Below are 22,249 nucleotides of genomic sequence, written 5' to 3'. Positions count from 1 at the left end.
CACCACGAGTCCGTGACGAACTCTCCGCCGGCGGAGGACGCAGCGTCCACCGGACAGTCGGATGAGACCCACGTGACCGACCTCGCGCACCCCACCTCGGCCGAGATCGCCGCGGCCGTCGCCACCGCCGAGGAGCTCAACGACGCCGACGAGGAATACGTCACCGAGCTCGCCGCGCTGGACGAGCCGGCCGACGCGTCGCCCGACACCGTCACTGACACTGCACCGTCTGACACCGCACCGTCTGACACCGCACCGTCTGACACCGCGTCGCCCACCGGGTTGGCACCGTCCGCCGACGTCGCGGCCGCCGAATCGACCGACGAGGCGCCCGACACCATGTCGGACACCGTGACGGACACCGCTGCCGAACCGACCGCCGACGCCGCTCCGGCGGACACCGCCACCGACATCCCCGCCGCCGCGCCGACCGAGGAGGCACCGACCGCCGAAGCGCCGACCGAGGAGGCACCGACCGCGGAAGCGCCGGACGTGGAGGCACCGTCCGTCGCCGGGGCGCCGGCGCGGCCCGCGGGACCCGGCCGGCCGGGTGGACCGGGCCGTCCCGGTGGGCCGCGACGGCCGACGCCGGTCCCTCGCCCGGTCGGCGCCGACGCCGCCACGGGAGCCGCGCCCGTCGTGGCGGTCTCGGAGATCGTCGAGACATCGGACCCCACCCCGTGGGGTCGCGTCGACGACGACGGCACCGTCTATGTCAAGACCGCCGACGGCGAGCGGGTGGTCGGCATGTGGCAGGCCGGCGCCCCGATGGCCGGGCTGGCCCACTACGGTCGTCGGTTCGACGACTTCATGACCGAGATCGTCGTCCTGGAGACCCGGATTGCCGGTCACTCCGGTGACCCCAAGGCGGCCCGCACGCACGCCCAGATGCTCCGCCAGAGCATCGACACCCTGCCCGCCGTGGGCGACCTCGCTTCCGCCGCGACCCGGCTCGACGCCGTCATCGCCGCCGCCGAGCAGGCGATCACCGACTCCGCGAAGGACAAGGCGAGCGCCAAGGCCGCGGCGGTCTCCCGTCGCGAGGCCCTCTGCGAGGAGGCCGAGGCGCTCGCCGAGTCCACCCAGTGGAAGGCCAGCGGCGACCGCCTGAAGGAGATCGTCGAGGAGTGGCGCACCATCCGCGGCATCGACCGCAAGACCGACGACCTGCTGTGGAAGCGCTTCTCCAAGGCCCGTGACACCTTCATCCGCCGGCGTGGCTCCCACTTCGCCGAGATGGACAAGGAGCGCGGCGCCGCCAAGGGCGTCAAAGAGCAGTTGATCGCCCGCGCCGAGGCCCTGTCCGACTCCACCGAGTGGGGCGAGACCGCCGGGGCCTACCGCGATCTGATGGCCGAGTGGAAGGCCGCCGGCCGCACCAGCCGCGACGTCGAGGACGCTCTGTGGAACCGCTTCCGGGCGGCGCAGGAGAAGTTCTTCGCACGCCGTTCGGAGACGTTCGCGTCCAGGGACGCCGAGTTCGAGGCGAACGCCGCGGTCAAGGAGGAGTTGCTGACCGAGGCGGAGCGCATCGACCCGGCCGCCGGACTGGACGCGGCCAAGGCCACCCTCCGGTCGGTCCAGGACCGCTGGGAGGCCGCCGGCAAAGTCCCCCGCGAGAAGATCCGCACCCTGGACGCCCGGCTGCGCGCGGTCGAGGACAAGGTCAGGTCGGCGGAGGAGACGCTCTGGCGGCGCACCGACCCGGAGACCACCGCACGGCTGGCGCAGTTCCGCTCCCGGTACGAGTCGTTCCAGGCGCAGGCCGACAAGGCCACCGCCGCGGGCGACACCAAGCGCGCCTCGGCCGCCCAGGCCCAGGCCAACCAGTGGCTCGAGTGGCTCAAGGCCGCCGAGAACGCGGTCGACTGACGGAGCGGCATGACCACCGACGACACCGGGCCCGACATCGTCGCCCCGGCACCCACTGACGCGCCCGCCGACGCCCGACCGGTCGACGACGCCCCCACCCCGGAGTCAGACGCTCCGGGCGACGGACCCGATCCGGACGAGCCGACGCCCGCGGCCGCGCCACCGGCCCCGGCACCCGCCCCTGCCGAGATGCCCGACGACGCGATCCGGCTGGCCGGCCTGATCCGGTCCCACGCCGAGCGGACGGGCGCGACCCGGATCATCGTCGGACTCACCGGCGGACCGGGCTCCGGCAAGTCCACGACCGCGGCGCGGTTGCTCGACGAGTTCACCCTGGCCGGCGAACGCGCGGCGGTGGTGCCGATGGACGGGTTCCACCTCGCACAACGGCAGTTGCAGGCGCAGGGGCTCGCCGACATCAAGGGCGCCCCCGAGACCTTCGACGCCGAGGGCTACCTGGCGCTGCTGCACCGGCTCCGGACGCAGCGCGACGAGGTCGTCTACGCCCCCGCGTTCGACCGCACGCTGGAGGAGCCGGTCGCCGGTTCCATCGCCGTCGCCCCGGACGTCCGCTACGTCATCACCGAGGGCAACTACCTGCTGCACGACGTGGCGCCGTGGCCCGCGGTGCGGGCCGTGCTGGACGCGGTGTGGTTCCTCGATCCCGGTGAGGACATCCGGATCAACCGGCTGGTCCGCCGGCACATCCAGTTCGGGCGGACGCCCAACGCGGCGCTCAAGCGGGCCACCACCGGCGTCGACGCGGTCAACGCCGAGCTGATCGCCCCCACCCGGCAGCGCGCCGACCTGGTCATCACCAGCTGAGCCCGGGCGGCGTCGGCCGGTCCGCACGACCGACCACCCCAGCGGTGTCGTGACCGACCGCCGACGGGTGCACCACGGACGCAGCCGGCCCGCGGGCTCAGCGGCTGCAGCCGCCGGTGACCGCAACCTGGCAGGCCCACGTCCGCACGACCGACATCCCAGTGGTGTCGTGACCGACCGCCGACCGCCGACGGGCGCACCACGGACGCAGCCGGCCCGCGGGCTCAGCGGCTGCTGCCGCCGTGACCGCGACCGGCGCCAGCCGCCAGAACAATCGACGGACACCCCAGCGGTGTCGTGACCGACCGCCGACGGACGCGGCCGACCCGGGGGCTCAGCGGCTGCAGCCGCCGGTGACCGCGACCGGCGCCGGTCGCCCGAACCCGGGCAGCCCCAACCCGATACCCGGCGTCGTGGGCCGTACTCCCTGCTCCGAGCGGTCACCGGCGAGGGTCCGACGGTGCGACAGCAGCGGGCCGTCGGCGACCAGGAAGTAGGGAGCCGCGCGGTCGACGACGGTGGTGACCACGTCACCCGGGCGTACCGCCCCCACCGCGCCCGCCGGGGAGAAGTGCACCAGGCGCCCGTCGCGGGCCCGCCCGCTGAGCCGCTCGGTGGCGGCGTCCTTGCGTCCCTCGTTCGCGGCCACCAGCACCTCGAGCGTCCGGCCGACCTGCCGGCGGCTGCCCCGCAGCGCCGCCGCCTCGGCCGCGGCGTGGAGCCGCTGATAGCGCTCCTTGACCACGTCCGGCGGCACCTGGTCGGGCATCGTCGCGGCCGGCGTGCCGGGCCGCGGTGAGTACTGGAAGGTGTAGCTGGCCGAGAACTCGGCCTGCTCGACGACGTCCAGGGTCTGTCGGAAGTCGTCCTCGGTCTCCCCCGGGAAGCCCACGATGATGTCGGTGGTGACCGCGGCGTCCGGCATGGCGTCGCGGACGCGCTCCAGGATGCCGAGATAGCGCTGCTGCCGGTACGAGCGGCGCATCGCCTTCAGCACGCGGTCCGAACCGGACTGCAACGGCATGTGCAGCTGGTGGCAGACGACCGGGGTCTCGGCCATCGCGGCGATCACGTCGTCGGTGAAGTCCTTCGGGTGCGGGCTGGTGAACCGGACCCGCTCGAGTCCGTCGACGTCGCCGCAGGCCCGCAGCAGTTTGCCGAAGGCCTGCCGGTCACTGAACTCCACCCCGTAGGAGTTGACGTTCTGGCCCAGCAGGGTCACTTCGAGAACCCCGTCGGCGGCGAGCATCCCGACCTCGGCGAGGATGTCGCCCGGCCGCCGGTCGGCCTCCCGGCCCCGCAGGCTCGGCACGATGCAGAACGTGCAGGTGTTGTTGCAACCGACCGAGATCGAGACCCACGCGCTGTACGCGGACTCCCGCTTGGCCGGTAGCGCGGAGGGGAACACGTCGAGCGACTCGAGGATCTCCATCTCGGCGCGTTCGTTGTGCCGGGACCGTTCGAGCAGCACCGGCAGCGCGCCGACGTTGTGGGTGCCGAAGACGACGTCCACCCACGGTGCGCGGCGCTGGATCTCGCCGCGGTCCTTCTGCGCGAGGCAGCCACCGACGGCGATCTGCATGCCCGGTCGGCGGTGCTTCTGCGAGGCGAGCATCCCGAGGTTGCCGTACAGCTTGTTGTCCGCGTTCTCCCGGACGGCGCAGGTGTTGAGCACCATGACGTCGGCCAGCGGCTCGTCGTCCGGTGCGGGCCGCAGACCGGCCTCCTCGAGCAGCCCGGACAGCCGCTCCGAGTCGTGGACGTTCATCTGGCAGCCGTACGTCCGGACCCGGTAGGTCCGGCGCGGGGCGCTCGGGACGGTCGGGGCTGTCGCGGACCCGGCCGCGGGGACGAGTTCGGGTGCAGCGGTCACGGCGAACAGCCTACGGCCGGCCGTCCCGGTCACCCGCCGTCCGACCGTACGACCGGAGGTGGACACGGGGCCGTCGTGTCACTCGTATGCCAAGATCACGTAAAGACTGCATTGCAGATGGCCTTCGAGGGCGATCCGTGCTGTGCGGTGTGCCAAGCTCCACGCACCGGTCCCGGCGGGGCGCGGTGGCTCAGCGCGATCGGTCGTCACACGGACGGGTCTGTCGGTGGTGCCCGGCCCGGTGATTGACAGGTGCCGCGGGAGTGCCGAATGGTGCACGGACGGCAGCATCCCGTCCGGTGCCGCAGGATGCTGATGCACCCGCCGGTGACACCAGCGAACGAAGAGACGAGGGTCAGTGACCGAGGCTTCCAGCCCGCCGATGGTGGGGATGTACGACGTGCAGAAGCACTTCGGGGCGCTGCACGTGCTGAAGAACATCAACCTCCGGGTTCCCGCCGGACAGGTGCTCGTGGTCCTGGGGCCGTCCGGCTCGGGGAAGTCGACGCTGTGCCGGGCGATCAACCGGCTGGAGCCCATCGACGAGGGCCGCATCGAGATCCAGGGCACCGTGCTCCCGTCGGAGGGCAAGGCGCTGGCCGGTCTGCGCGCCGATGTCGGCATGGTCTTCCAGTCGTTCAACCTCTTCGCGCACAAGACCATCCTCGAGAACGTCACCCTGGGCCCGATCAAGGTCCGCCGGATGAACAAGGCCGACGCCGAGAAGAAGGCCATCAACCTGCTGGAGCGGGTCGGTATCGCCTCCCAGAAGGACAAGCTGCCCGCCCAGCTGTCCGGCGGTCAGCAGCAGCGGGTGGCCATCGCCCGCGCGCTGGCGATGCAGCCGAAGGTGATGCTCTTCGACGAGCCGACCTCGGCCCTGGACCCGGAGATGGTCAACGAGGTGCTCGACGTGATGACGTCGCTGGCGCAGGAGGGCATGACGATGATCTGCGTGACCCACGAGATGGGCTTCGCCCGCAAGGCCGCCGACCGCGTCGTGTTCATGGACGCCGGCGAGATCGTCGAGGACGCCACCCCCGAGGAGTTCTTCACCCGGGCGCAGTCGCCCCGCGCCCGCGACTTCCTGTCCAAGATCCTCACGCACTGACCGTCCGACGCTGCCGGGTCCCCGTCCGGACCGCACCACCGGCAGCCGCACCACGACCTGCACGTGATCCAGCGGGAACGTCCCGCGCCGCACACCCGGAGGTACATCCATGAAGTTCCGCAAGCTCGGGCCGGCCGTCGCCGGCCTCGTCGCCGCAGGCCTGGCCCTGTCCGCCTGTGGCAGCACCGACGCGGGTTCCGCCGTCAGCTCCGCCACCTCCGCCGCCGGCTCCGTCGCCGCCGGCGCCACCTCCTCCGCCGGGTCCGCGGTGGCCGAAGCCACCGGAGGCACCGCCACCGGCGGGGCCGGCCTGGTCGAGAAGGCCGCCGCCGGCACGCTCAAGATCGGTATCAAGTTCGATCAGCCGGGCCTGGGTCTGCAGAACCCGGACGGCTCGTTCTCTGGGTTCGACGTCGACGTCGCCACGTACGTCGCCAAGGAGCTGGGCGTCGAGGAGTCGGGCATCGAGTTCATCCAGACCAAGTCGTCCGAGCGCGAGGCGTCGATCGAGAACGGCACCGTCGACTACATCGTGGCGACCTACTCGATCACCGACGCGCGCAAGGAGAAGGTCAACTTCGCCGGGCCGTACTTCGTCGCCCACCAGGACCTGCTGGTCGCCGAGGGCTCCGACATCACCGGACCCGAGGCCATGAGCGGCAAGATCCTGTGCTCCGTCGCCGGTTCCACCTCGGCCCAGAAGGTCAAGGACACCTACGCCGCCGACGTCGCGCTGCAGGAGTACGGCACCTACACCGAGTGCGTCGAGGCGCTCGCCGGCGGTGCGGTCGACGCCGTCACCACCGACGACGTCATCCTGGCCGGCTACGCCGCCCAGTACCCGGGCCAGCTGAAGCTGGTCGGCAAGGGCTTCTCGGACGAGAACTACGGCATCGGCCTCACCAAGGGCGACACCGCCGGCACCGATGCCGTCAACGCGGCCATCAAGAAGATGATCGACGACGGCTCCTGGGCCGCCGCGCTCGAGGCCAACGTCGGGCCGTCGGGCTACGTCATCCCGACGCCGCCGACCATCGGCTGACCTGACCCCTTCACTCCAGGCGGGTGGCCGGCCCGGATCCGTCCGGGCCGGCCACCCGTCGTCGTCTCCCCCGCTGTGCCGGCGGCGGTTCCCGCCCCCGCGAGAAGAGAGGTCGCCGTGAACTTCAGCTTCCTCAGCGATCCGCGCTACAACCTGCTCGGTGCGTTCTGGAACACCATCCAGCTCACCCTGTGGGCGGCGGTCGGATCGCTGATCCTGGGCACCGTGCTGACCGCGATGCGGGTCTCGCCGGTGCCGATGATGCGTGGCTTCGCCACCGTCTACGTCAACATGGTCCGCAACATCCCGCTGACCGTGGTCATCATCGCGATGTCGCAGGTGCTGGCTAACGGGCTCGGCGTGCGGCTGGCGTCCCGCGGCGAGGGTGCCGCCGGGGCCCAGGCGTTCCTGACCTCGCAGAACTTCCGGCTCGCCGTGCTGGGCCTGGTCCTCTACACCTCGACGTTCGTCAGCGAGGCGCTGCGGTCGGGCATCAACACCGTCCCGGTCGGCCAGGCCGAGGCGGCGCGCGCGATCGGGCTGAAGTTCACCCAGATCCTGGGGATCATCGTGCTGCCGCAGGCCTTCCGCGCGGTGGTGGCGCCGTTGGGCAGCGTGCTGATCGCATTGACCAAGAACACCACCGTGGCGTCGGCGATCGGCGTGGCGGAGGCGTCGCTGCTGATGAACACCATGCTGGAGAACGAGGCGGACAAGTTCACCGCCATCTTCATCGTCTTCGCGCTCGGGTTCGTCATCCTGACGCTGCCCACCGGCCTGCTGTTCGGTCGCATCGCCAAGAAGGTGGGGGTCAAGCGATGAGTCAGCACCCATGGAGGATCGTCCAGGGCGTCGCGATGCGCGTCATGGTTCACGGTGTCGAGGCCCACGGTGTCGTGATGCACCGGGTCGAGGTCCACTGCGGGACGGGAGTGCGGACATGAGCAAGGCGACCGCCGTGCTGTACGACCACCCCGGGCCCAGGGCCCGGCTGCGCAACAACGTGCTGTCCGCTGTCTTCCTGGTGCTGCTCGCGCTCGGCGTCTGGTGGGTCATCGCGACCCTGGAGGACAAGGGACAGCTGCGGGCGGCGCTGTGGAAGCCGTTCCTGACCTCCCAGATGTGGACCACCTACCTGCTGCCCGGGTTGTGGAACACGCTCAAGGCGGCGTTGTTCAGCGTCGTCATCGCACTGCCGATCGGCGCGCTGCTGGGCATCGCCAGGCTGTCCGACCACGCCTGGATCCGGGTGCCGGCCGGTGTGGTCGTGGAGTTCTTCCGGGCCATTCCGGTGCTGATCCTGATGGTGTTCGCGTTCGGCTTCACCGTCACCGTGCTCGACGTCGCCGACCCGCTGTACGCGGTGGTCATCGCGCTGGTCCTGTACAACGGGTCGGTGCTGGCGGAGGTGTTCCGGGCCGGGATCCTGTCGTTGCCGCGCGGTCAGAGCGAGGCGTCGCTGGCGATCGGCATGACCAAGTCGCAGATGATGCAGATCGTGCTGCTGCCGCAGGCGCTCACCGCGATGCTGCCGGCCATCGTCAGCCAGCTGGTGGTGGTGCTCAAGGACACCGCCCTGGGTGGCATCCTCATCGGCTTCGTCGAGCTCCGCCGTGTCGCCGGCACCGCCGCCAGCTTCTACAAGAACGTGGTGCCGATCTACATCGTCATCGCCGTCATCTACATCCTGCTCAACCTGGCGTTGACCAGCCTGGCCAGCTACCTGGAGAACCGGGCCCGGCGCAAGCGCGCCGGTCGCGGCAGCGGCCCGGTGGAGCCGGCACCCACCGTCGAGGCCGCACAGGCGCCGGGGCTGACGGACACCGGGCGGCTCTGAACCCGGACGCTTCCCGTTCGCGACCGAATCGTGGTGGATCCTTCCCGCTCGCCGGGTGGGATCCGCCACGATCTCGTTGTGGGGTCCACTCGGCGGCTCCGGGTCCCGGCCGCCTGCCGTTCCAGAGCAACCCCGGCGGCTCCGAAACCCGGCCGCTCGCCGGTCCCCCACGACAACCGGATCGCCCCACGATGCGGACCCACCACCGGAATCTGCCCACCGAACCCAGGTCTGCCCACCCTGCAGGGTGGGCAGACCCGCATTCGTGCGGCAGATCCGGAGCGGCAGACAACGAGCGGCGGCCGCGCTCCCGTCGCGGATCGTGCCCGCTCTGCGGGGCAGAACCGCCACGATCTCGTCGCGCGGGTGTCCGGCCGACCCATTCCGCACGCAGGCGCCGCGGTCGGGGCTCCCACCGCCCAGCCAGCGGCGCGCCACTCCTCGAGGAAGCGGCAGGAACCAGCGCCCCTCGACGCAGAACGGCCCGGCAGGGTGTCTGCCGGGCCGTCGTGCTGTGAGCGGAGGGTCGGTCAGCGGGCGATCTCGGTGGCCCTCGACTCGCGGATGACGGTGACCCGGACCTGACCCGGGTAGGTCAGCTCCTCCTCGATCTGCTTGGCGACCTCGCGGGCGATCAGATGCGCCTCGAGGTCGTCGACGATCTCGGGCTTGACCATCACGCGCAGCTCGCGACCGGCCTGCATGGCGAAGACCTTCTCGACACCCTTCTTCGCCCCGGCGATGGCCTCGATGCGCTCCATGCGCTGCACGTAGGACTCCAGGGACTCCCTCCGGGCGCCGGGACGGCCGCCGGAGCAGGCGTCGGCGGCCTGGGTCAGGACCGCTTCGACGGTGCCGGGGGTGACCTCGTCGTGGTGCGCCTCGATGCAGTGCGCGACCTCGTCGCTCTCGCCGTAGTGCCGGGCGAGCTCGGCCCCGACGATGGCGTGCGAGCCGCGGGCCTCATGCGTGAGCGCCTTGCCGATGTCGTGCAGGAACGCCCCCCGCACCAGCACCGTCGGGTCCACGCCCAGCTCGTAGGCCATTCCGCGGGCGATGTGGGCGGTCTCGACCATGTGACCGAGCACGTTCTGGCCGTAGGACGTGCGGTACTTCAGGTGCCCGAGCATGGTCATCAGTTCGGGGTGCAGTTCGCTGATACCGACGTCGATGAGGGCGTCCTCGGCGGCGCGCCGGCACAGCGCCTCGACCTCGTCCTGCGCCCGCTCGTAGGCCTCCTCGATGCGGTGCGGGTGGATCCGGCCGTCCTCGATGAGGCTGAGCAGCGTGACCCGCCCGACCTCGCGGCGGACCGGGTCGAAGCACGACAGCAGCACCGCCTCGGGGGTGTCGTCGATGATGACGTTGACGCCGGTGACGGTCTCGAACGCGCGGATGTTGCGGCCCTCGCGGCCGATGATGCGACCCTTGATCTCCTCCGCCGGCAGGTGCACCACCGACACCACCGACTGGGCGGTCTGGTCGCTGGCGACCCGCTGGACGGCTTCGGCGACGATGGCCCGGGCGCGCGACTTCGCGGTCGCCTCGGCCTCGGCCTCGATGCGGCGGCCGGCGATGGCCGCTTCCCGGCGCACCTGCTCCTCCATCCGGCTGAGCAACGCGGTCCTGGCCTCTTCGGCGGTGAGGCCGCCGATGCGCTCCAGCTCGTGCTGGTGCTCCACCGCTCGCAACTCCACCGCCCGGGAGGCCTCCCGCAGTTCCAGCTCCTTCGCCGCGATCGTGGCCTTCTCGGCATCCAGCACGGCCTGCCGATCGGCGACGAGCTGCTTCAACGCCTCGGCCTCGGCCTTGGCGGTGGCCGAGGCCAGCCGCTCGGATTCGGCCCGCTTGACGTCCTCCGCGAGCTGACTGGTCGCCTGCCGCAGCGCCTGTTGCGCCGCCTGCAGGTCTGCCTTCTCGGCGACCAGGGAGGTGGAGGCGAGCTCTGCGGCCCGCCGGCCCTCGCTCTCGGCCCGTGCCCGGATCCGGTCGAGCTCGGCCTGCACCTGCGCACGCTCGCGGGCGAGCTCCTCCTGGGTCGATCTCCGGACGGCCTCGGCCTGGGCGGCGGCGCGACGGCGGACCTCCTCGGCGTCCGCGGCCGCCGCGGCGCGGGCGCGCTCGGCGTCCTCGAGTGCGAGCCGGCGGACCTCGGCGGCCTCTTCTGTGGATTCGTCGGTGACGGGCGCGGCGCTGCCGCTCTCGGTGTGGTGGGAAGTCCCGGCCAGCGTGGCCATCAGCTCCCGCGCGACCTCGTCGGTCAGCCCGGTGCTCGGAGTGCTGTCAGCGGGGCGTCGTCGGGACTGGGAAACGAGAACAGCGATCAGCAGAACGATGATGACGATGGCGAAAACGACCACCAGTGGGTTGTCCATGACACCTCCTCTCTCAGTGACCGCGCCACAGAGGCACGGCGGGGAGGATCGGTCGCGGACGCGCCCCGCTCAGCACGTGACGTGGACGTCGCGTGCGTCGGCGGACCCGGTGGGGGGTCGCGGTCCGCGCTGTCGACAATGATGCCTATGGCTTGGAACGTCGCTCGGAACGATGAACGGGCCCGGTCGGAATAGGTGTCAAGTGTTTTCGTGATCCTCCTGTGATGTCGAGATTAAGGACGTCGACAGACAGGGTCAAGGCGGAGCAGACCGACCCGACCGCGACGGAACCCCCGAACGGGTTCAGCGTCAACCACCGGCGGAGTGCGGGGCGCCGGCGTCATTCGTCCTGGCGAGCCAACACCGTCTCGACCACCCGGATGGACACCTCGGCCGGGTAGCCGCGTCGATCGAGCAGCGCGAGCAGACGCCGCCGGGCCGCTTCCGGGCCGGCCGCGAGGGCCGCCGGCGCACGCTTGGTGATGAGGCGCAGAGCGGCCGCCTCCTCGGCGTCCGGGTCGACCTGCTCCGCGGCCGCGGCGACGACGCTGTCGTCGACGCCCTTGCGCCGGAGCTCCGAGGTCAGCGCCCGTCGGGACAGCGCACGTTCCTGGTGCTTCGTCCGGACGTAGGCCTCCGCGTAGGCCTGGTCGTCGATCAGCCCGACCTCGGTGAAGCGGTCCAGCACGCGCTCGATGGTCGCCGGACCGATCCCCCGCTGGGCGAGCTTCTGCGCCAACCCGGCGCGTGGCCGGGCCGAGTCGGCGAGGAGCCGCAGGCAGATGTTCTTCGCCTGGGTCTCCTCGGCCCGCTCCTCCTCGCTGAGCTCGGCACCGCTGGACTCGACGCCCGAACCGGCAGCGGTCCCGTCCGGCCCGCCCGATCGGGGAGTTGCGTCGGTCGGGTCGGACGGGCTCCGGTCCGCTTCCAGAGCGGCGAGTCGTTCACGCAGGGCGCGGACGACGTCCGTGACGTCGGATGTCATCGTCGGTTCCTCCTCGGGGACGGACGACCACGGCCGCCGACTCCCCCGGACGGGTCCGGGTGGGGCACGACGGCCGTGGTGTCAGCTCGTCCGGAGCGGCTCAGAAATCGACCGGCGCCGGGACCGGCGCGTCCAGGTCGATGCGGGCGCCGACACCCAACTTCTCCTTGATCTTCTTCTCGATCTCGTTGGCGATGTCGGGGTTGTCGGCGAGGTAGTTGCGGACGTTCTCCTTGCCCTGGCCGAGCTGCTCGCCCTCGTACGTGTACCAGGCCCCGGCCTTGCGGACGATGGCCTGCTCGACGCCGACGTCGATCAGCGAGCCCTCACGGGAGATGCCGTGGCCGTAGATGATGTCGAACTCCGCCTGCTTGAACGGCGGCGCGACCTTGTTCTTGACGACCTTCACGCGGGTCCGGTTACCGACCACGTCGGTGCCGTCCTTGAGGGCCTCGATGCGGCGGATGTCCAGCCGGACCGACGCGTAGAACTTCAGCGCCTTACCGCCGGTCGTCGTCTCCGGGGAGCCGAACATGACGCCGATCTTCTCGCGGAGCTGGTTGATGAAGATGATCGTGGTGCCGGTGTTGGACAGCGCACCGGTGATCTTGCGCAGCGCCTGGGACATCAACCGCGCCTGGAGGCCGACGTGGCTGTCGCCCATCTCGCCCTCGATCTCGGCGCGGGGCACGAGCGCGGCCACCGAGTCGATGACGACCAGGTCGATCGCGCCGGACCGGATCAGCATGTCGGCGATCTCGAGCGCCTGCTCACCGGTGTCGGGCTGGGAGACCAGCAGGGCGTCGGTGTCCACGCCGAGGGCCTTGGCGTAGTCGGGGTCGAGCGCGTGCTCGGCGTCGATGAACGCGGCGATGCCGCCGGCCGCCTGGACACTGGCCACCGCGTGCAGGGTGACGGTGGTCTTGCCGGAGGACTCCGGGCCGTAGATCTCGATGACCCGGCCGCGGGGCAGTCCGCCGATCCCGAGGGCGACGTCCAGTGCGATCGAACCCGTGGGGATGACCTCGACAGGAGCGCGACCCTCGTCACCCAGGCGCATCACCGAGCCCTTGCCGAACTGCTTCTCGATCTGCGCGAGAGCGATTCCGAGCGCCTTCTCGCGATCCGGTGCCTGTGGTGCCATGACCCACCCCTTGCCTTTCGATTCCGTCGACCGGGCGCCGTGCGGGCCTGGGCTTCGTTGTGTGCTGTCGGTGTGTACCGCGGCCGGGGGGCCCGGCCTGCGGTACGAGAAGGACGTTAGAGCGAGGCACCGACAGTGACCGCGATGCGCACACCGGATGTGGATGGTTGACCTCGTGGGGACAACTCTAGACGTACAGGTGTTCGACTTCCAGCGTGTCGACGGCGTGTCGCGAGCCCCCGCCCCGCGGCAACGGCGTCGTCACCGGAACCGGACTCCGTCAGTCGGGCAGACCCCAGCGCAGCGTCGCGGGCACGTCGAAGGCGTCGCACACGGCGAACCAGACCTCACGGGGCGGGATGCCGGCGTCGATGGCCTGATCGGCCGTCCGCTCCCCCAGCACACCGAACACGTGGTCCTTGGCCACGGATCGGGACCGGTTGCCGAAGTGCTCGGCCATCAGGGCCCGGAACTCGGTCACTCGCACGTGGACCGACGATACCGGCGTCGCGGGCCCGTCCCCGCCGCTCGCCGCCGGCTCCGGCACCCGTCATGCTGAGGGCATGGACCTCACCCCGGGCTCGCCGCTGGTCACCGTGCTGATGATCATCGGGCTGGCGCTGGTCCTGGCCCTGCTGGTGCGTCAGTGGCGGGAGCTGCGCCGACGCCGGTGACGGCCTGGCCCGCGGACCCATCGGACCCGTCGGCACGGAACCGCCGGTCCGCGAGCTGCGGTCAGCCCGCCAGTTCCCGCATGCCAACGGCCAGCCAGCGCAGCTTGTCGGCCCCGTCGGCCAGCTCGTTGCCGTCGACGCGCATCGTCCGGCCGGCGACGACGATCTCGCTGACCGCGGTCACGTAGTTGCCGTACTCGGCGACCCCGGCGGTGACCTCGGACGCGAGCTGGTCGGCCAGGACCCGCAGTCCCGGACGGGCGTCCGCCGGGGCGGTCACCGCGGCGTGCTCCAGGTCGGTCAGCTCGGCGGCGCGTGCGCGCAGCGCCTTCTCGGCGCTGTCGGCGGCGGTGATGATGTCGTCGCGCAGCTCCCGGGCCAGCTCCGACGACGGGTCCAGCCCAGTGAGGCCGGCGAGCTTGCGCAGTCCGTCGCTATAGCGGCTCAGCTCCGCGAGCTGCGGCCGGATCCTGGTGGTCACCACGGTCCGGGTGGGCTGCGGCGGCGGTAGTGCCCGCACCGCCTTCTTGCGGTCACGGAGATCGGCAGCCGCACGCACCATCCCGACGACGGCGACCAGCAGGATCGCCACGTACAGCATGGTGCGCAGCACCTCCTGGCTCGCGAAGGCGCCGGCACTGCTCATGAACTGCACGCCGAGGGCGCCGGCCGGGACCACCGCGCCGGCCCCCCACAGGCTCACCCGTCGCTGCGCGCTGCGCACGCGTCGTGCCGCCGCGACCGAGGGGTCGCGGCGGACACGGAGCATCTCACCGGCAGCGGACGTGGCCTGCTGGACGACCTCGGAGCGGCCGGCGGTGACGGCCTTGGCCATCGCGCCCCGGACCACCGCCTTGCGCATGGACAACGGGTTACCTGCCTACCACTCAGCCCGTGGTGTTGGGCTGCTGCTGGACGTTCTTGTCGAACGACGGGGTGTTCACCGCGGAGGGATCGATGGCGCGCGCCTGCTGGCCGGCCAGCTCCGGGTGCAGCTGTGCGCGGATGGCTTCCAGACGCGAGGCGCCGGCCATGTCCATGGTCGACTTCTCGACCTCCATCATCCGGCCCTCGACCGAGCTCGCGGTGAGTTCCGCGGAGCCCAGCGCGTTGGCGTAACGACGCTCGATCTTGTCGCGGATCTCGTTCAACGACGGGGTGTTGCCCGGCGCGGTGAGCTCCGACATGGACTTCAGCGACGCCGACACCTGCTCCTGCATCTTCGCCTGCTCCAGCTGCGACAGCAGCTTGGTGCGCTCGGCGAGCTTGGACTGCAGCTGCATGGCGTTCTGCTCGACGGCCTTCTTGGCCTGCTCGGCCCCCTGCAGGGCCTGGTCGTGCATGCCCTTGAGGTCTTCCATCTGCTGTTCGGCGGCGACCAGCTGGGTGGCGAAGGCGGTGGCGGTCTGCTCGTACTCGGCGGCCTTGGTCACGTCGCCCTTGGCGCGCGCGTCGTCGGCGAGCTTCAGCGCCTGCCGGGCCGACGCCTGGAACCGCTCCACCTCGCCCATCTGGCGGGTCAGCTTCATCTCCAGCTGACGCTGGTTGCCGATGACCGCGGCGGCCTGCTGCGACAGCGCGGCGTGCTGGCGCTGGGCGTCCTCGATGGCCTGCTGGATCTGCACCTTCGGGTCCGCGTACTCGTCCACCTTGGAGGAGAACAGAGCCATCAGGTACTTCCAGCCCTTCACAAACGGGTTGGCCATGTGAGCGCATCCTCTCGAGATCCTGCGGTTCCCAGCCGGGACTGCACTGGACGTCTACCCACCCGGACGCGTGCCGGTCGGGCAGCTCCATGGTGTTCGCGTTCCATGGTGCCGCAGGACGCAGCGTCGGGCGTATCGGGGTCCATGGTGTCAGGTCCGCCGCCCCGCTTCCAGCACAGCCAGGGTCCGTGGTCCCGAAATCAGGGACGCCCCTGATCGGGGACGCTCGCCCGCCCGGGTGGCGGGCGCGACGCAGGTGCCGACGGAGGCGCCGTCACTAGGATGGGCAGTCGCGGAAGGGGGACCACATGGGTCGGCACGGGGACGAATCCCGGCGACGGGGCGTGGCGACCTGGCTGATCGCGACCGTGGTCGGGGTGGTCTTGGCGCTCGTGGCCGGCGTCGGCTGGATCGTCTTCCTGCGCAGCGACTCGGGCGCGGGCGTGGTGGACACCCGCTGCAGCGGCAGCACCCGCATCGACATCGCCGCCGGCGGCGCCGCCGCCGGCCTCGCGCAGGTGGCGGCCGCGTTCAACGCCACCGCCCCCGAGGCCCGCGGCAGTTGCCTGACCGCACAGGTCAACGCCGTCGCATCCGCGCAGGCCGCCGCCGCGTTGCCGGCCGGCTGGTCCGGGCAGGCGACGCCGCCGCCGGCCGTCTGGATCCCCGACAACCCGGCCGACCTGGCGTCGGTGGCCACCGCCGCACCCGCCCTCGTCGCCGGCTACAACGACACCGTCATCGCCACCTCACCGGTGGTGCTGGCCGTGGCGGGGGGTGACGCACCGACGACCTTTCCCTCGTGGGCGAACCTGCTGGTGGCGCTGGCTGCCGGGGACGCCCCGCCGCTGGCGGACGGCGAACCCCTGCGCCTGGCCCTCGGCGACCCCCGGCTGGACCCGGCGACGGGATACGCCCTGGAGTCGATGATCGCCGGCGGGCCCACCGCGGTCACCGCCGAGTCCGTGGCCGGCGCAACCGACGCCCTCCGGTCCGTGGCGGGTCGCGCCGCCGTGTCGTCGTCGGCGGCGGATCTGCTCGACGACCTCGCCGGCGGCAACCCGACGTTCAGCGCGGTGCCGGCGCTGGAAGCCACGGTCGCGGCCTACAACGCCGCGGCGGCGGACCCGCTGACGGTCATCCGGCCCGACGGTCCCACCGCCGGGGACGAGCTGACGGCGGTCACGCTGGCGGCGGACTGGGTCGACGTCACCGAGACGGAGGGCGCGGCGGCGTTCATCGCGTTCCTGCGATCGCCGGCGGCCGCCACGCTGCTCCAGCAGGCCGGGTGGCGGGTGCCCGGCGCCGCCGGCCCGGCGACTGCCGGGCCGACCCCGGGCACCGGCGTGGACACCACGGTGCCGGTCACCGCGCTGCCGCCGTCGGACCTCACGGTCGCCGACGCGTTGGCCACCGCGCTGGGGCTGCCGGCGGCGCCGCTCGGCACGGGTGCGGTTCCCGACACTGCGGGGAGCACCGCACCCTCGACCGGCTGACGTCCGGCTCGCGCCCCGTGGGCCGGGGTGGTCGCCGCATTCGACGCCGACTCAGGGGACCCGCCGACCGGCCCGGCCGCGCGGGACGGCGACGGGCCGCGAGCATCCCCTGGTCCGGAGGCGGGCCGCCACCGCTGTCGTGGCCGGACCCGCCCCCGACGGCCCTACTGGTAGCTCTCGATCGGGGGGCAGGAGCAGACCAGGTTGCGGTCACCGAAGGCCCCGTCGATGCGGCGCACCGGCGGGAAGTACTTGTGTGCGGGGGTCACCCCGGCCGGGAACACCGCCTCGCTGCGGCTGTAGGGGTGGTCCCAGTCGCCGACGAGCGACGCCGCGGTGTGCGGTGCGCCGCGGAGCGGGTTGTCGGTGACCGGCCATCCGCCGTTCGCCACCCGCTCGATCTCGCCCCGGATGGCGATCATCGCGTCGACGAACCGGTCGATCTCGGCGAGGTCCTCACTCTCGGTCGGCTCCACCATGAGGGTGCCGGCCACCGGGAACGACATCGTCGGGGCGTGGAAGCCGTAGTCGGCGAGGCGCTTGGCGACGTCGTCCACGGTCACGCCGGTGCGGGTGGTGATGCCGCGCAGGTCGAGGATGCACTCGTGCGCGACGAAACCGCCGTGCCCGGTGTAGAGCACCGGGTAGTGGTCGCGCAGCCGGGACGCGACGTAGTTGGCCGACGCCACCGCGGTCAAGGTCGCGCGCCGGAGGCCGTCGCCGCCCATCATCCGGATGTAGGCCCAGGAGATCGGCAGGATCGACGCGCTGCCGTACCGGGCCGCCGACACCGGACCGACCGCACCGCGCTCGCCGAGCGGGTCGCTCGGCAGGAACGGGGCCAGGTGCGCGCGGACGGCCACCGGCCCGACGCCGGGTCCGCCGCCGCCGTGCGGGATGCAGAAGGTCTTGTGCAGGTTCAGGTGCGAGACGTCGCCGCCGAACGTGCCGGGGCGGGCCAGCCCGACGAGCGCGTTGAGGTTGGCGCCGTCGACGTAGACCTGACCGCCGGCTGCGTGGACCGAGTCGGCGATGTCGGTGATGGTCTCCTCGTAGACGCCGTGCGTCGAGGGGTAGGTGACCATGATCGCGGCCAGCGCGTCGGCGTGGACGGCGATCTTGGCGTGCAGGTCGTCGAGGTCGATGTTGCCGTCGTCGTCGGTACCGACGACCACGACCTTCATCCCGGCCATCACGGCGCTGGCCGCGTTGGTGCCGTGCGCGGAGGCGGGGATCAGGCAGATGTCGCGGTGCCCCTCACCGCGGGAGGCGTGATAGGCCGAGATGGCCAGCAGCCCGGCGAACTCGCCCTGCGAGCCCGCGTTGGGCTGCAGCGACACCGAGTCGTAGCCGGTGATGTCGCACAGCCACCGCTCGAGCTGGCCGATGAGGTCGACGAGCCCGGCGGCGTCCTCGGCGGGCGCGTAGGGGTGCAGCCCGGCGAACTCGGGCCAGGTGACCGCCTCCATCTCCGCCGTCGCGTTGAGCTTCATCGTGCAGGAGCCCAGCGGGATCATCGTCCGGTCCAGCGCCAGGTCCATGTCGGACAGCCGTCGGATGTAGCGCAGCATGTTCGTCTCGGAGTGGTGGGTGTTGAAGACCGGGTGCGTCAGGAACTCCGTGGTCCGCTGCAGCGCGGCCGGCAGCACGCCGTCGCCGGCGAACCGCAGCTCGTCGCGGGCCGGGGCGGCGACGTCGAAGGCGCGCAGCACCACCGCGATCTGCTCGGCGGTGGTCGCCTCGGCGACGCTGATCTGCAGGTGGTCGTCACCGTCACGCCACAGGTTGACGCCGTGCGCGCGGGCGGCCGCGGCGATCGCGCCGGCCCGGCCGGGCACCTCCACCCGGACGGTGTCGAAGAAGCTGTCGTGCACGACGGTGACGCCACGCTCGCGCAGCGCCCCGGCGAGCAGGACGGCGTCCAGGTGCACCTTCTCCGCGATCGCGGTGAGGCCGGACGGGCCGTGGTACACCGCGTACATCGACGCCATGACGGCGAGCAGCACCTGCGCGGTGCAGATGTTGCTGGTCGCCTTCTCGCGGCGGATGTGCTGCTCGCGGGTCTGCAGGGCCAGCCGGAACGCGGCGGCGCCGTCGGCGTCCCTGCTCACGCCGACCAGGCGGCCGGGCAGCTGCCGCTGCAGCTCGGAGCGCACCGCCATGAACGCCGCGTGCGGGCCGCCGAAGCCCATCGGCACCCCGAAACGCTGTGAGCTGCCGACGGCGATGTCGACGCCGATCTCGCCCGGCGGCCGCAACAGGGTCAGCGCGAGCAGGTCGGTCGCGGCGATGACCTTCGCGTCGCGTTCGTGCGCGGCGGCCACGAGGTCGGTGTGGTCGCGGACGGCGCCGGAGGCACCCGGGTAGCTGAGCAGGACGCCGAAGCAGTCCCCCACCGGTAGGCCGTCGTCGAGGTCGGCGACGAGCAGCTCGATACCCAGCGGCACCGCACGGGTCCGCAGCACCGCCAGCGTCTGCGGCAGGGTGTCGGCGTCCACGACGAAGCGGGGTGACTTGCTGCGCGAGGTGCGGCGGGCGAGCGTCATCGCCTCGGCCGCGGCGGTCGCCTCGTCGAGCATCGACGCGTTGGCGATGTCCAGCGCGGTGAGATCGGCGACGGCGGTCTGGAAGTTCAGCAGCGCCTCGAGCCGGCCCTGCGAGATCTCCGGCTGGTACGGCGTGTAGGCGGTGTACCAGGCCGGGTTCTGCAGGATGTTGCGCTGGATCACCAGCGGCGTGACCGTGTCGTGGTACCCCATGCCGATCATCGACGCCAGCACGGTGTTGCGGTCGGCGAAGGCCCGCAGCTCGGCGAGGGTCTGCGCCTCGGTGGCGGGCTCGGGCAGGGACAGCCCGTGTCCGCTGCCGGCCGGCCGGATGCTGGCGGGCACGACGGCGTCGGCGAGCTCCTCGAGGGTCTCCACCCCCGACGGCGCCAGCAGCGCCGAGGTCTCGTGCTGGTCGGGACCGATGTGACGGTCGCGGAAGTCGGTCGGATCGACGGGCGCCGGGGTCACCGGCGCTCCGGTCGGTACTGCCGGAGCGGACGGACGATCAAGGGTGTGGGTCACGAGGTCCTTCTGGGCGTGATCGGTGGTCGATCACTCCATGGTGCCCCCTCCTGACCCGTGGAACCGCGCGGGTGGCCCGTGGGGCGCGTGACGCGCGCGTCATCCCCGGGGCGGCGGCGCCGTCAGCTGGCTGTGCGGGCCCGTCGCCGCGCGGACAGCTCGTCCGACCCCGTGGGCGCCGACGCGACGTCGACGTCGTCGAGGCCGATGCGCTCGCCCGGGAATTCGGCAAGCTGGCCGGTCATCTCCCGCATAGTGCCGCCGACGGCGATGCCGAACACGCCCTGACCGCCCTGCAGCAGGTCGACGATCTCCTCGGCGGAGGTGCACTCGTACACGGTGGTGCCGTCGGAGAACAGGGTGATACCGGCGAGGTCCTCGATGCCGCGGTCGCGCAGGTGATCGACCGCGACCCGGATGTTCTGCAGCGAGACCCCGGTGTCCAGGAGCCGCTTCACCACCTTCAGCACCAGGATGTCCTTGAAGGAGTACAGCCGCTGGGTGCCGGAGCCGGTGGCGGTGCGCACGGTCGGCTCGACGAGCCCGGTACGCGCCCAGTAGTCGAGCTGGCGGTAGGTGATGCCTGCGGCCTGGCAGGCCGTCGGGCCGCGGTACCCGACGTGTTCGTCGGGCAGCTCGGTGTTCTCGAAGAGCGCTTCCTGCTCGCTCTGAGGCATTCGCCGTCCACCTTCCGCGCCGATCACGTCGTGCCCGGACCCGCGGTGACCGTGGGAACGGCCGACAGGAGGTCGACGGGATGCCGACCGGGGGCTGAATCACACCAGCGTTGTTCCTGCGACGGTAAGCCCCGCGAGGGTGACGGGTCAACGCTGCGGGTGGCGTGTCCTCCACCGTGACCGAAGGGTTACCTCACGCGCTGTGAGATGTCCGACCCCGGACGGGCTACTTGCCCTCGTCGAAGTCCTCGGGCGAGATCGTGTCCAGGAACTCCCGGAAGCGCTCGACCTCGTCCTCGCTCTCCTCCTCGGGCAGCTCCTCGGCCTCGTCGTCCTCGGACACCACGACGCCGGCGGAGTCCAGCACGGCCGGGTCGACGAACACCGGGATCTCGGTGCGCACGGCCAGCGCCACGGCGTCGGAGGGACGGGCCGACACGGTGGTGCCGTTCTCGAAGACCAACTCGCCGTAGAAGGTGCCTTCGCGGAAGTCCACCACGCGGACCTGCTGGACGGCGTGCCCGAGGGCGGTGATGACCTGACCGAGGAGGTCGTGGGTCAGCGGTCGCGCCGGGCGCAGACCCTGCAGGTGCATCGCGATCGCCGACGCCTCGGTGGTACCGATCAGGATCGGCAGGCTGCGGTTCCCGTCGCGCTCACTCAGGATCAGGATCGGCTGTTGACTCGGCATCTCGACGCGGACGCCCACGATGCGCATTTCGATCATCTCGGTCAGCCCTCCTGCTCAGCGACAACGCTACACAACGCCCGGGCCGGGATCGGATAACGGGTTGAGCACGCGCGGACGGGTGGATCAGCCGCCCAGTTCGCGCCGGATACCGGCCTTGACCAACAGCGCGTGGAGTCTCATCAGCGTGGTGGCGAGCTGCGCGGCCTGCTGCTCGGCGCGCTCCCGGGCGTCCGGGTTCTTCTGCCTGGCCTGGGCGGCGACGAGCTGGCTGACCAGCGTCGCCTCCCGGTCGGCGGCGGTGCGGAACGGCCGCAGGTGCCGCGGCTCCATCCCCGCCTCGACGAGTTCCCCGATGGTGGTCGCCATCAGGGCCGCGTCGGCGTCGTAGTAGCCGCTGGACCCCGGCTGGACGAGCCCGAAGGACTCGAGTTCGCGGAGCTGGTTGTTGTCCAGACCCGATTCGGCGAGCAGTTCCTTGCGTGTCATCCGCACCGGCGAGCGGCCCGCGAAGGCGGGCAGTTCCGGGCCGGGGGCAGCCTGCAGCGCGCGCGGCAGCCGCGCGGTGGTGCCGTCCGGTTCGAGTCCGCGGTCGATGGCGTCCAGCTGGTCCTTGATGACCTTCAGCGGCATGTAGTGGTCGCGCTGCGCGGCCAGCACGTACCGCAGGCGGTCGACGTCGGCGTGGGTGAACTGCCGGTACCCGGACGCCGTGCGCTGCGGCGTGACCAGACCCTCGGATTCGAGGAACCGGATCTTGGAGATCGACACGTCGTCGAACTCCGGCTTCAGCTTCGCCAGCACCGCACCGATGCTGAGGGTGGGCTGCGGACCGTCGGGCACGGACGCCAGACCGAGGGCCGTCATGAGTCC

18 protein-coding genes are annotated in these 22,249 nt (G+C 71.7%); 7 read left to right on the top strand and 11 right to left on the bottom strand.

The features are described from left to right. The first annotated feature begins 339 nt into the window (after nucleotides 1–339). Together DB033_RS21245 and DB033_RS00790 are read left to right on the top strand one after the other, a co-directional pair. Complete coding sequence (locus DB033_RS21245; RefSeq protein ID WP_111767131.1) at nucleotides 340–1,872, top strand: DUF349 domain-containing protein; 1,533 nt, start codon at nucleotides 340–342, stop codon at nucleotides 1,870–1,872. Nucleotides 1,873–1,881: 9 nt separating this feature from the next. Then, on the top strand, nucleotides 1,882–2,697 hold the full coding sequence (locus tag DB033_RS00790) for a nucleoside/nucleotide kinase family protein (protein WP_240615670.1): 816 nt from the start codon (nucleotides 1,882–1,884) through the stop codon (nucleotides 2,695–2,697). 334 nt (nucleotides 2,698–3,031) lie between these two features. Here DB033_RS00790 and miaB read toward each other — a convergent pair whose 3' ends face one another. After that, entirely contained in the window at nucleotides 3,032–4,579 is a 1,548-nt protein-coding gene (gene miaB / locus DB033_RS00785) for a tRNA (N6-isopentenyl adenosine(37)-C2)-methylthiotransferase MiaB (protein WP_420814037.1), read from the bottom strand. Nucleotides 4,580–4,952: 373 nt separating this feature from the next. Between miaB and DB033_RS00780 the strand changes: the two genes are divergently transcribed. The 4 genes from DB033_RS00780 to DB033_RS00765 all read left to right on the top strand — a co-directional run bounded on the left by DB033_RS00780 (nucleotide 4,953) and on the right by DB033_RS00765 (nucleotide 8,560). Continuing rightward, on the top strand, nucleotides 4,953–5,681 hold the full coding sequence (locus DB033_RS00780; protein WP_111767128.1) for an amino acid ABC transporter ATP-binding protein: 729 nt from the start codon (nucleotides 4,953–4,955) through the stop codon (nucleotides 5,679–5,681). 109 nt (nucleotides 5,682–5,790) lie between these two features. After that, the gene (locus tag DB033_RS00775) at nucleotides 5,791–6,723 is read left to right on the top strand and encodes a glutamate ABC transporter substrate-binding protein (protein WP_111765026.1); all 933 of its coding nucleotides are present in this window, start codon (nucleotides 5,791–5,793) and stop codon (nucleotides 6,721–6,723) included. 117 nt (nucleotides 6,724–6,840) lie between these two features. After that, the gene (locus DB033_RS00770) at nucleotides 6,841–7,545 is read left to right on the top strand and encodes an amino acid ABC transporter permease (protein ID WP_111765025.1); all 705 of its coding nucleotides are present in this window, start codon (nucleotides 6,841–6,843) and stop codon (nucleotides 7,543–7,545) included. 118 nt (nucleotides 7,546–7,663) lie between these two features. Further along, complete coding sequence (locus DB033_RS00765) at nucleotides 7,664–8,560, top strand: amino acid ABC transporter permease (RefSeq protein WP_111765024.1); 897 nt, start codon at nucleotides 7,664–7,666, stop codon at nucleotides 8,558–8,560. Between the two features lie 530 nt (nucleotides 8,561–9,090). Here the strand turns inward: DB033_RS00765 and rny are convergent. From rny to DB033_RS00735, 6 genes are all read right to left on the bottom strand, one after another. After that, nucleotides 9,091–10,935 (bottom strand): ribonuclease Y, encoded by a 1,845-nt coding sequence (rny, locus tag DB033_RS00760; protein WP_111765023.1) that lies wholly within the window; start codon nucleotides 10,933–10,935, stop codon nucleotides 9,091–9,093. A gap of 340 nt (nucleotides 10,936–11,275) precedes the next feature. Continuing rightward, nucleotides 11,276–11,920, bottom strand: coding sequence for a regulatory protein RecX (locus DB033_RS00755; RefSeq protein WP_111765022.1), 645 nt, complete (start codon nucleotides 11,918–11,920; stop codon nucleotides 11,276–11,278). Nucleotides 11,921–12,020: 100 nt separating this feature from the next. Beyond that, on the bottom strand, nucleotides 12,021–13,064 hold the full coding sequence (recA, locus tag DB033_RS00750) for a recombinase RecA (RefSeq protein WP_111765021.1): 1,044 nt from the start codon (nucleotides 13,062–13,064) through the stop codon (nucleotides 12,021–12,023). 280 nt (nucleotides 13,065–13,344) lie between these two features. Continuing rightward, nucleotides 13,345–13,551: a DUF3046 domain-containing protein gene (locus DB033_RS00745; RefSeq protein WP_111765020.1), complete on the bottom strand. Its 207-nt coding sequence runs from the start codon at nucleotides 13,549–13,551 to the stop codon at nucleotides 13,345–13,347. Nucleotides 13,552–13,799: 248 nt separating this feature from the next. Further along, nucleotides 13,800–14,600, bottom strand: coding sequence for a phage shock envelope stress response protein PspM (gene pspM, locus DB033_RS00740; protein WP_111765019.1), 801 nt, complete (start codon nucleotides 14,598–14,600; stop codon nucleotides 13,800–13,802). 25 nt (nucleotides 14,601–14,625) lie between these two features. Beyond that, nucleotides 14,626–15,444 (bottom strand): PspA/IM30 family protein, encoded by an 819-nt coding sequence (locus DB033_RS00735; protein ID WP_111765018.1) that lies wholly within the window; start codon nucleotides 15,442–15,444, stop codon nucleotides 14,626–14,628. Nucleotides 15,445–15,788: 344 nt separating this feature from the next. On the opposite strand from DB033_RS00735, the gene DB033_RS00730 reads away from it, so the two are divergent. Beyond that, nucleotides 15,789–16,940, top strand: a complete 1,152-nt coding sequence (locus DB033_RS00730) for a substrate-binding domain-containing protein (RefSeq protein WP_157970428.1) — start codon at nucleotides 15,789–15,791, stop codon at nucleotides 16,938–16,940. A gap of 164 nt (nucleotides 16,941–17,104) precedes the next feature. On the opposite strand, the gene gcvP is transcribed toward DB033_RS00730, so the two are convergent. The 4 genes from gcvP to ftsR form a co-directional block, all read right to left on the bottom strand. Beyond that, complete coding sequence (gene gcvP, locus DB033_RS00725; RefSeq protein ID WP_111765016.1) at nucleotides 17,105–19,957, bottom strand: aminomethyl-transferring glycine dehydrogenase; 2,853 nt, start codon at nucleotides 19,955–19,957, stop codon at nucleotides 17,105–17,107. Between the two features lie 176 nt (nucleotides 19,958–20,133). Continuing rightward, nucleotides 20,134–20,688, bottom strand: a complete 555-nt coding sequence (locus DB033_RS00720) for a MerR family transcriptional regulator (RefSeq protein ID WP_111765015.1) — start codon at nucleotides 20,686–20,688, stop codon at nucleotides 20,134–20,136. Between the two features lie 226 nt (nucleotides 20,689–20,914). After that, complete coding sequence (locus DB033_RS00715; protein ID WP_111765014.1) at nucleotides 20,915–21,415, bottom strand: bifunctional nuclease family protein; 501 nt, start codon at nucleotides 21,413–21,415, stop codon at nucleotides 20,915–20,917. An 87-nt stretch (nucleotides 21,416–21,502) separates the two neighbouring features. Further along, nucleotides 21,503–22,243 carry a transcriptional regulator FtsR gene (gene ftsR / locus DB033_RS00710; protein WP_111765013.1) on the bottom strand — a complete coding sequence of 247 codons (741 nt, stop codon included), beginning with the start codon at nucleotides 22,241–22,243 and terminating at the stop codon, nucleotides 21,503–21,505. Between the last annotated feature and the right edge of the window lie 6 nt (nucleotides 22,244–22,249).

Origin of the sequence: Nakamurella deserti (genome assembly GCF_003260015.1) — a bacterium.
Classification (GTDB): Bacteria; Actinomycetota; Actinomycetes; order Mycobacteriales; family Nakamurellaceae; genus Nakamurella; species Nakamurella deserti.
Note: the sequence above shows the minus strand (reverse complement) of the source record. Positions and strands in the feature narration are given on the sequence as shown.

What these genes read in the sequence shown, in the direction of transcription:
- DB033_RS21245 (WP_111767131.1), top strand. Translation starts at nt 340, where the DNA reads ATGTCGGACACCGTGACGGACACCGCTGCCGAACCGACCGCCGACGCC.
- DB033_RS00790 (WP_240615670.1), top strand. Translation starts at nt 1,882, where the DNA reads ATGACCACCGACGACACCGGGCCCGACATCGTCGCCCCGGCACCCACT.
- DB033_RS00780 (WP_111767128.1), top strand. Translation starts at nt 4,953, where the DNA reads ATGGTGGGGATGTACGACGTGCAGAAGCACTTCGGGGCGCTGCACGTG.
- DB033_RS00775 (WP_111765026.1), top strand. Translation starts at nt 5,791, where the DNA reads ATGAAGTTCCGCAAGCTCGGGCCGGCCGTCGCCGGCCTCGTCGCCGCA.
- DB033_RS00765 (WP_111765024.1), top strand. Translation starts at nt 7,664, where the DNA reads ATGAGCAAGGCGACCGCCGTGCTGTACGACCACCCCGGGCCCAGGGCC.
- rny (WP_111765023.1), bottom strand. Translation starts at nt 10,935, where the DNA reads ATGGACAACCCACTGGTGGTCGTTTTCGCCATCGTCATCATCGTTCTG.
- DB033_RS00755 (WP_111765022.1), bottom strand. Translation starts at nt 11,920, where the DNA reads ATGACATCCGACGTCACGGACGTCGTCCGCGCCCTGCGTGAACGACTC.
- recA (WP_111765021.1), bottom strand. Translation starts at nt 13,064, where the DNA reads ATGGCACCACAGGCACCGGATCGCGAGAAGGCGCTCGGAATCGCTCTC.
- pspM (WP_111765019.1), bottom strand. Translation starts at nt 14,600, where the DNA reads ATGCGCAAGGCGGTGGTCCGGGGCGCGATGGCCAAGGCCGTCACCGCC.
- DB033_RS00735 (WP_111765018.1), bottom strand. Translation starts at nt 15,444, where the DNA reads ATGGCCAACCCGTTTGTGAAGGGCTGGAAGTACCTGATGGCTCTGTTC.
- DB033_RS00720 (WP_111765015.1), bottom strand. Translation starts at nt 20,688, where the DNA reads ATGCCTCAGAGCGAGCAGGAAGCGCTCTTCGAGAACACCGAGCTGCCC.
- DB033_RS00715 (WP_111765014.1), bottom strand. Translation starts at nt 21,415, where the DNA reads ATGATCGAAATGCGCATCGTGGGCGTCCGCGTCGAGATGCCGAGTCAA.
- ftsR (WP_111765013.1), bottom strand. Translation starts at nt 22,243, where the DNA reads ATGACGGCCCTCGGTCTGGCGTCCGTGCCCGACGGTCCGCAGCCCACC.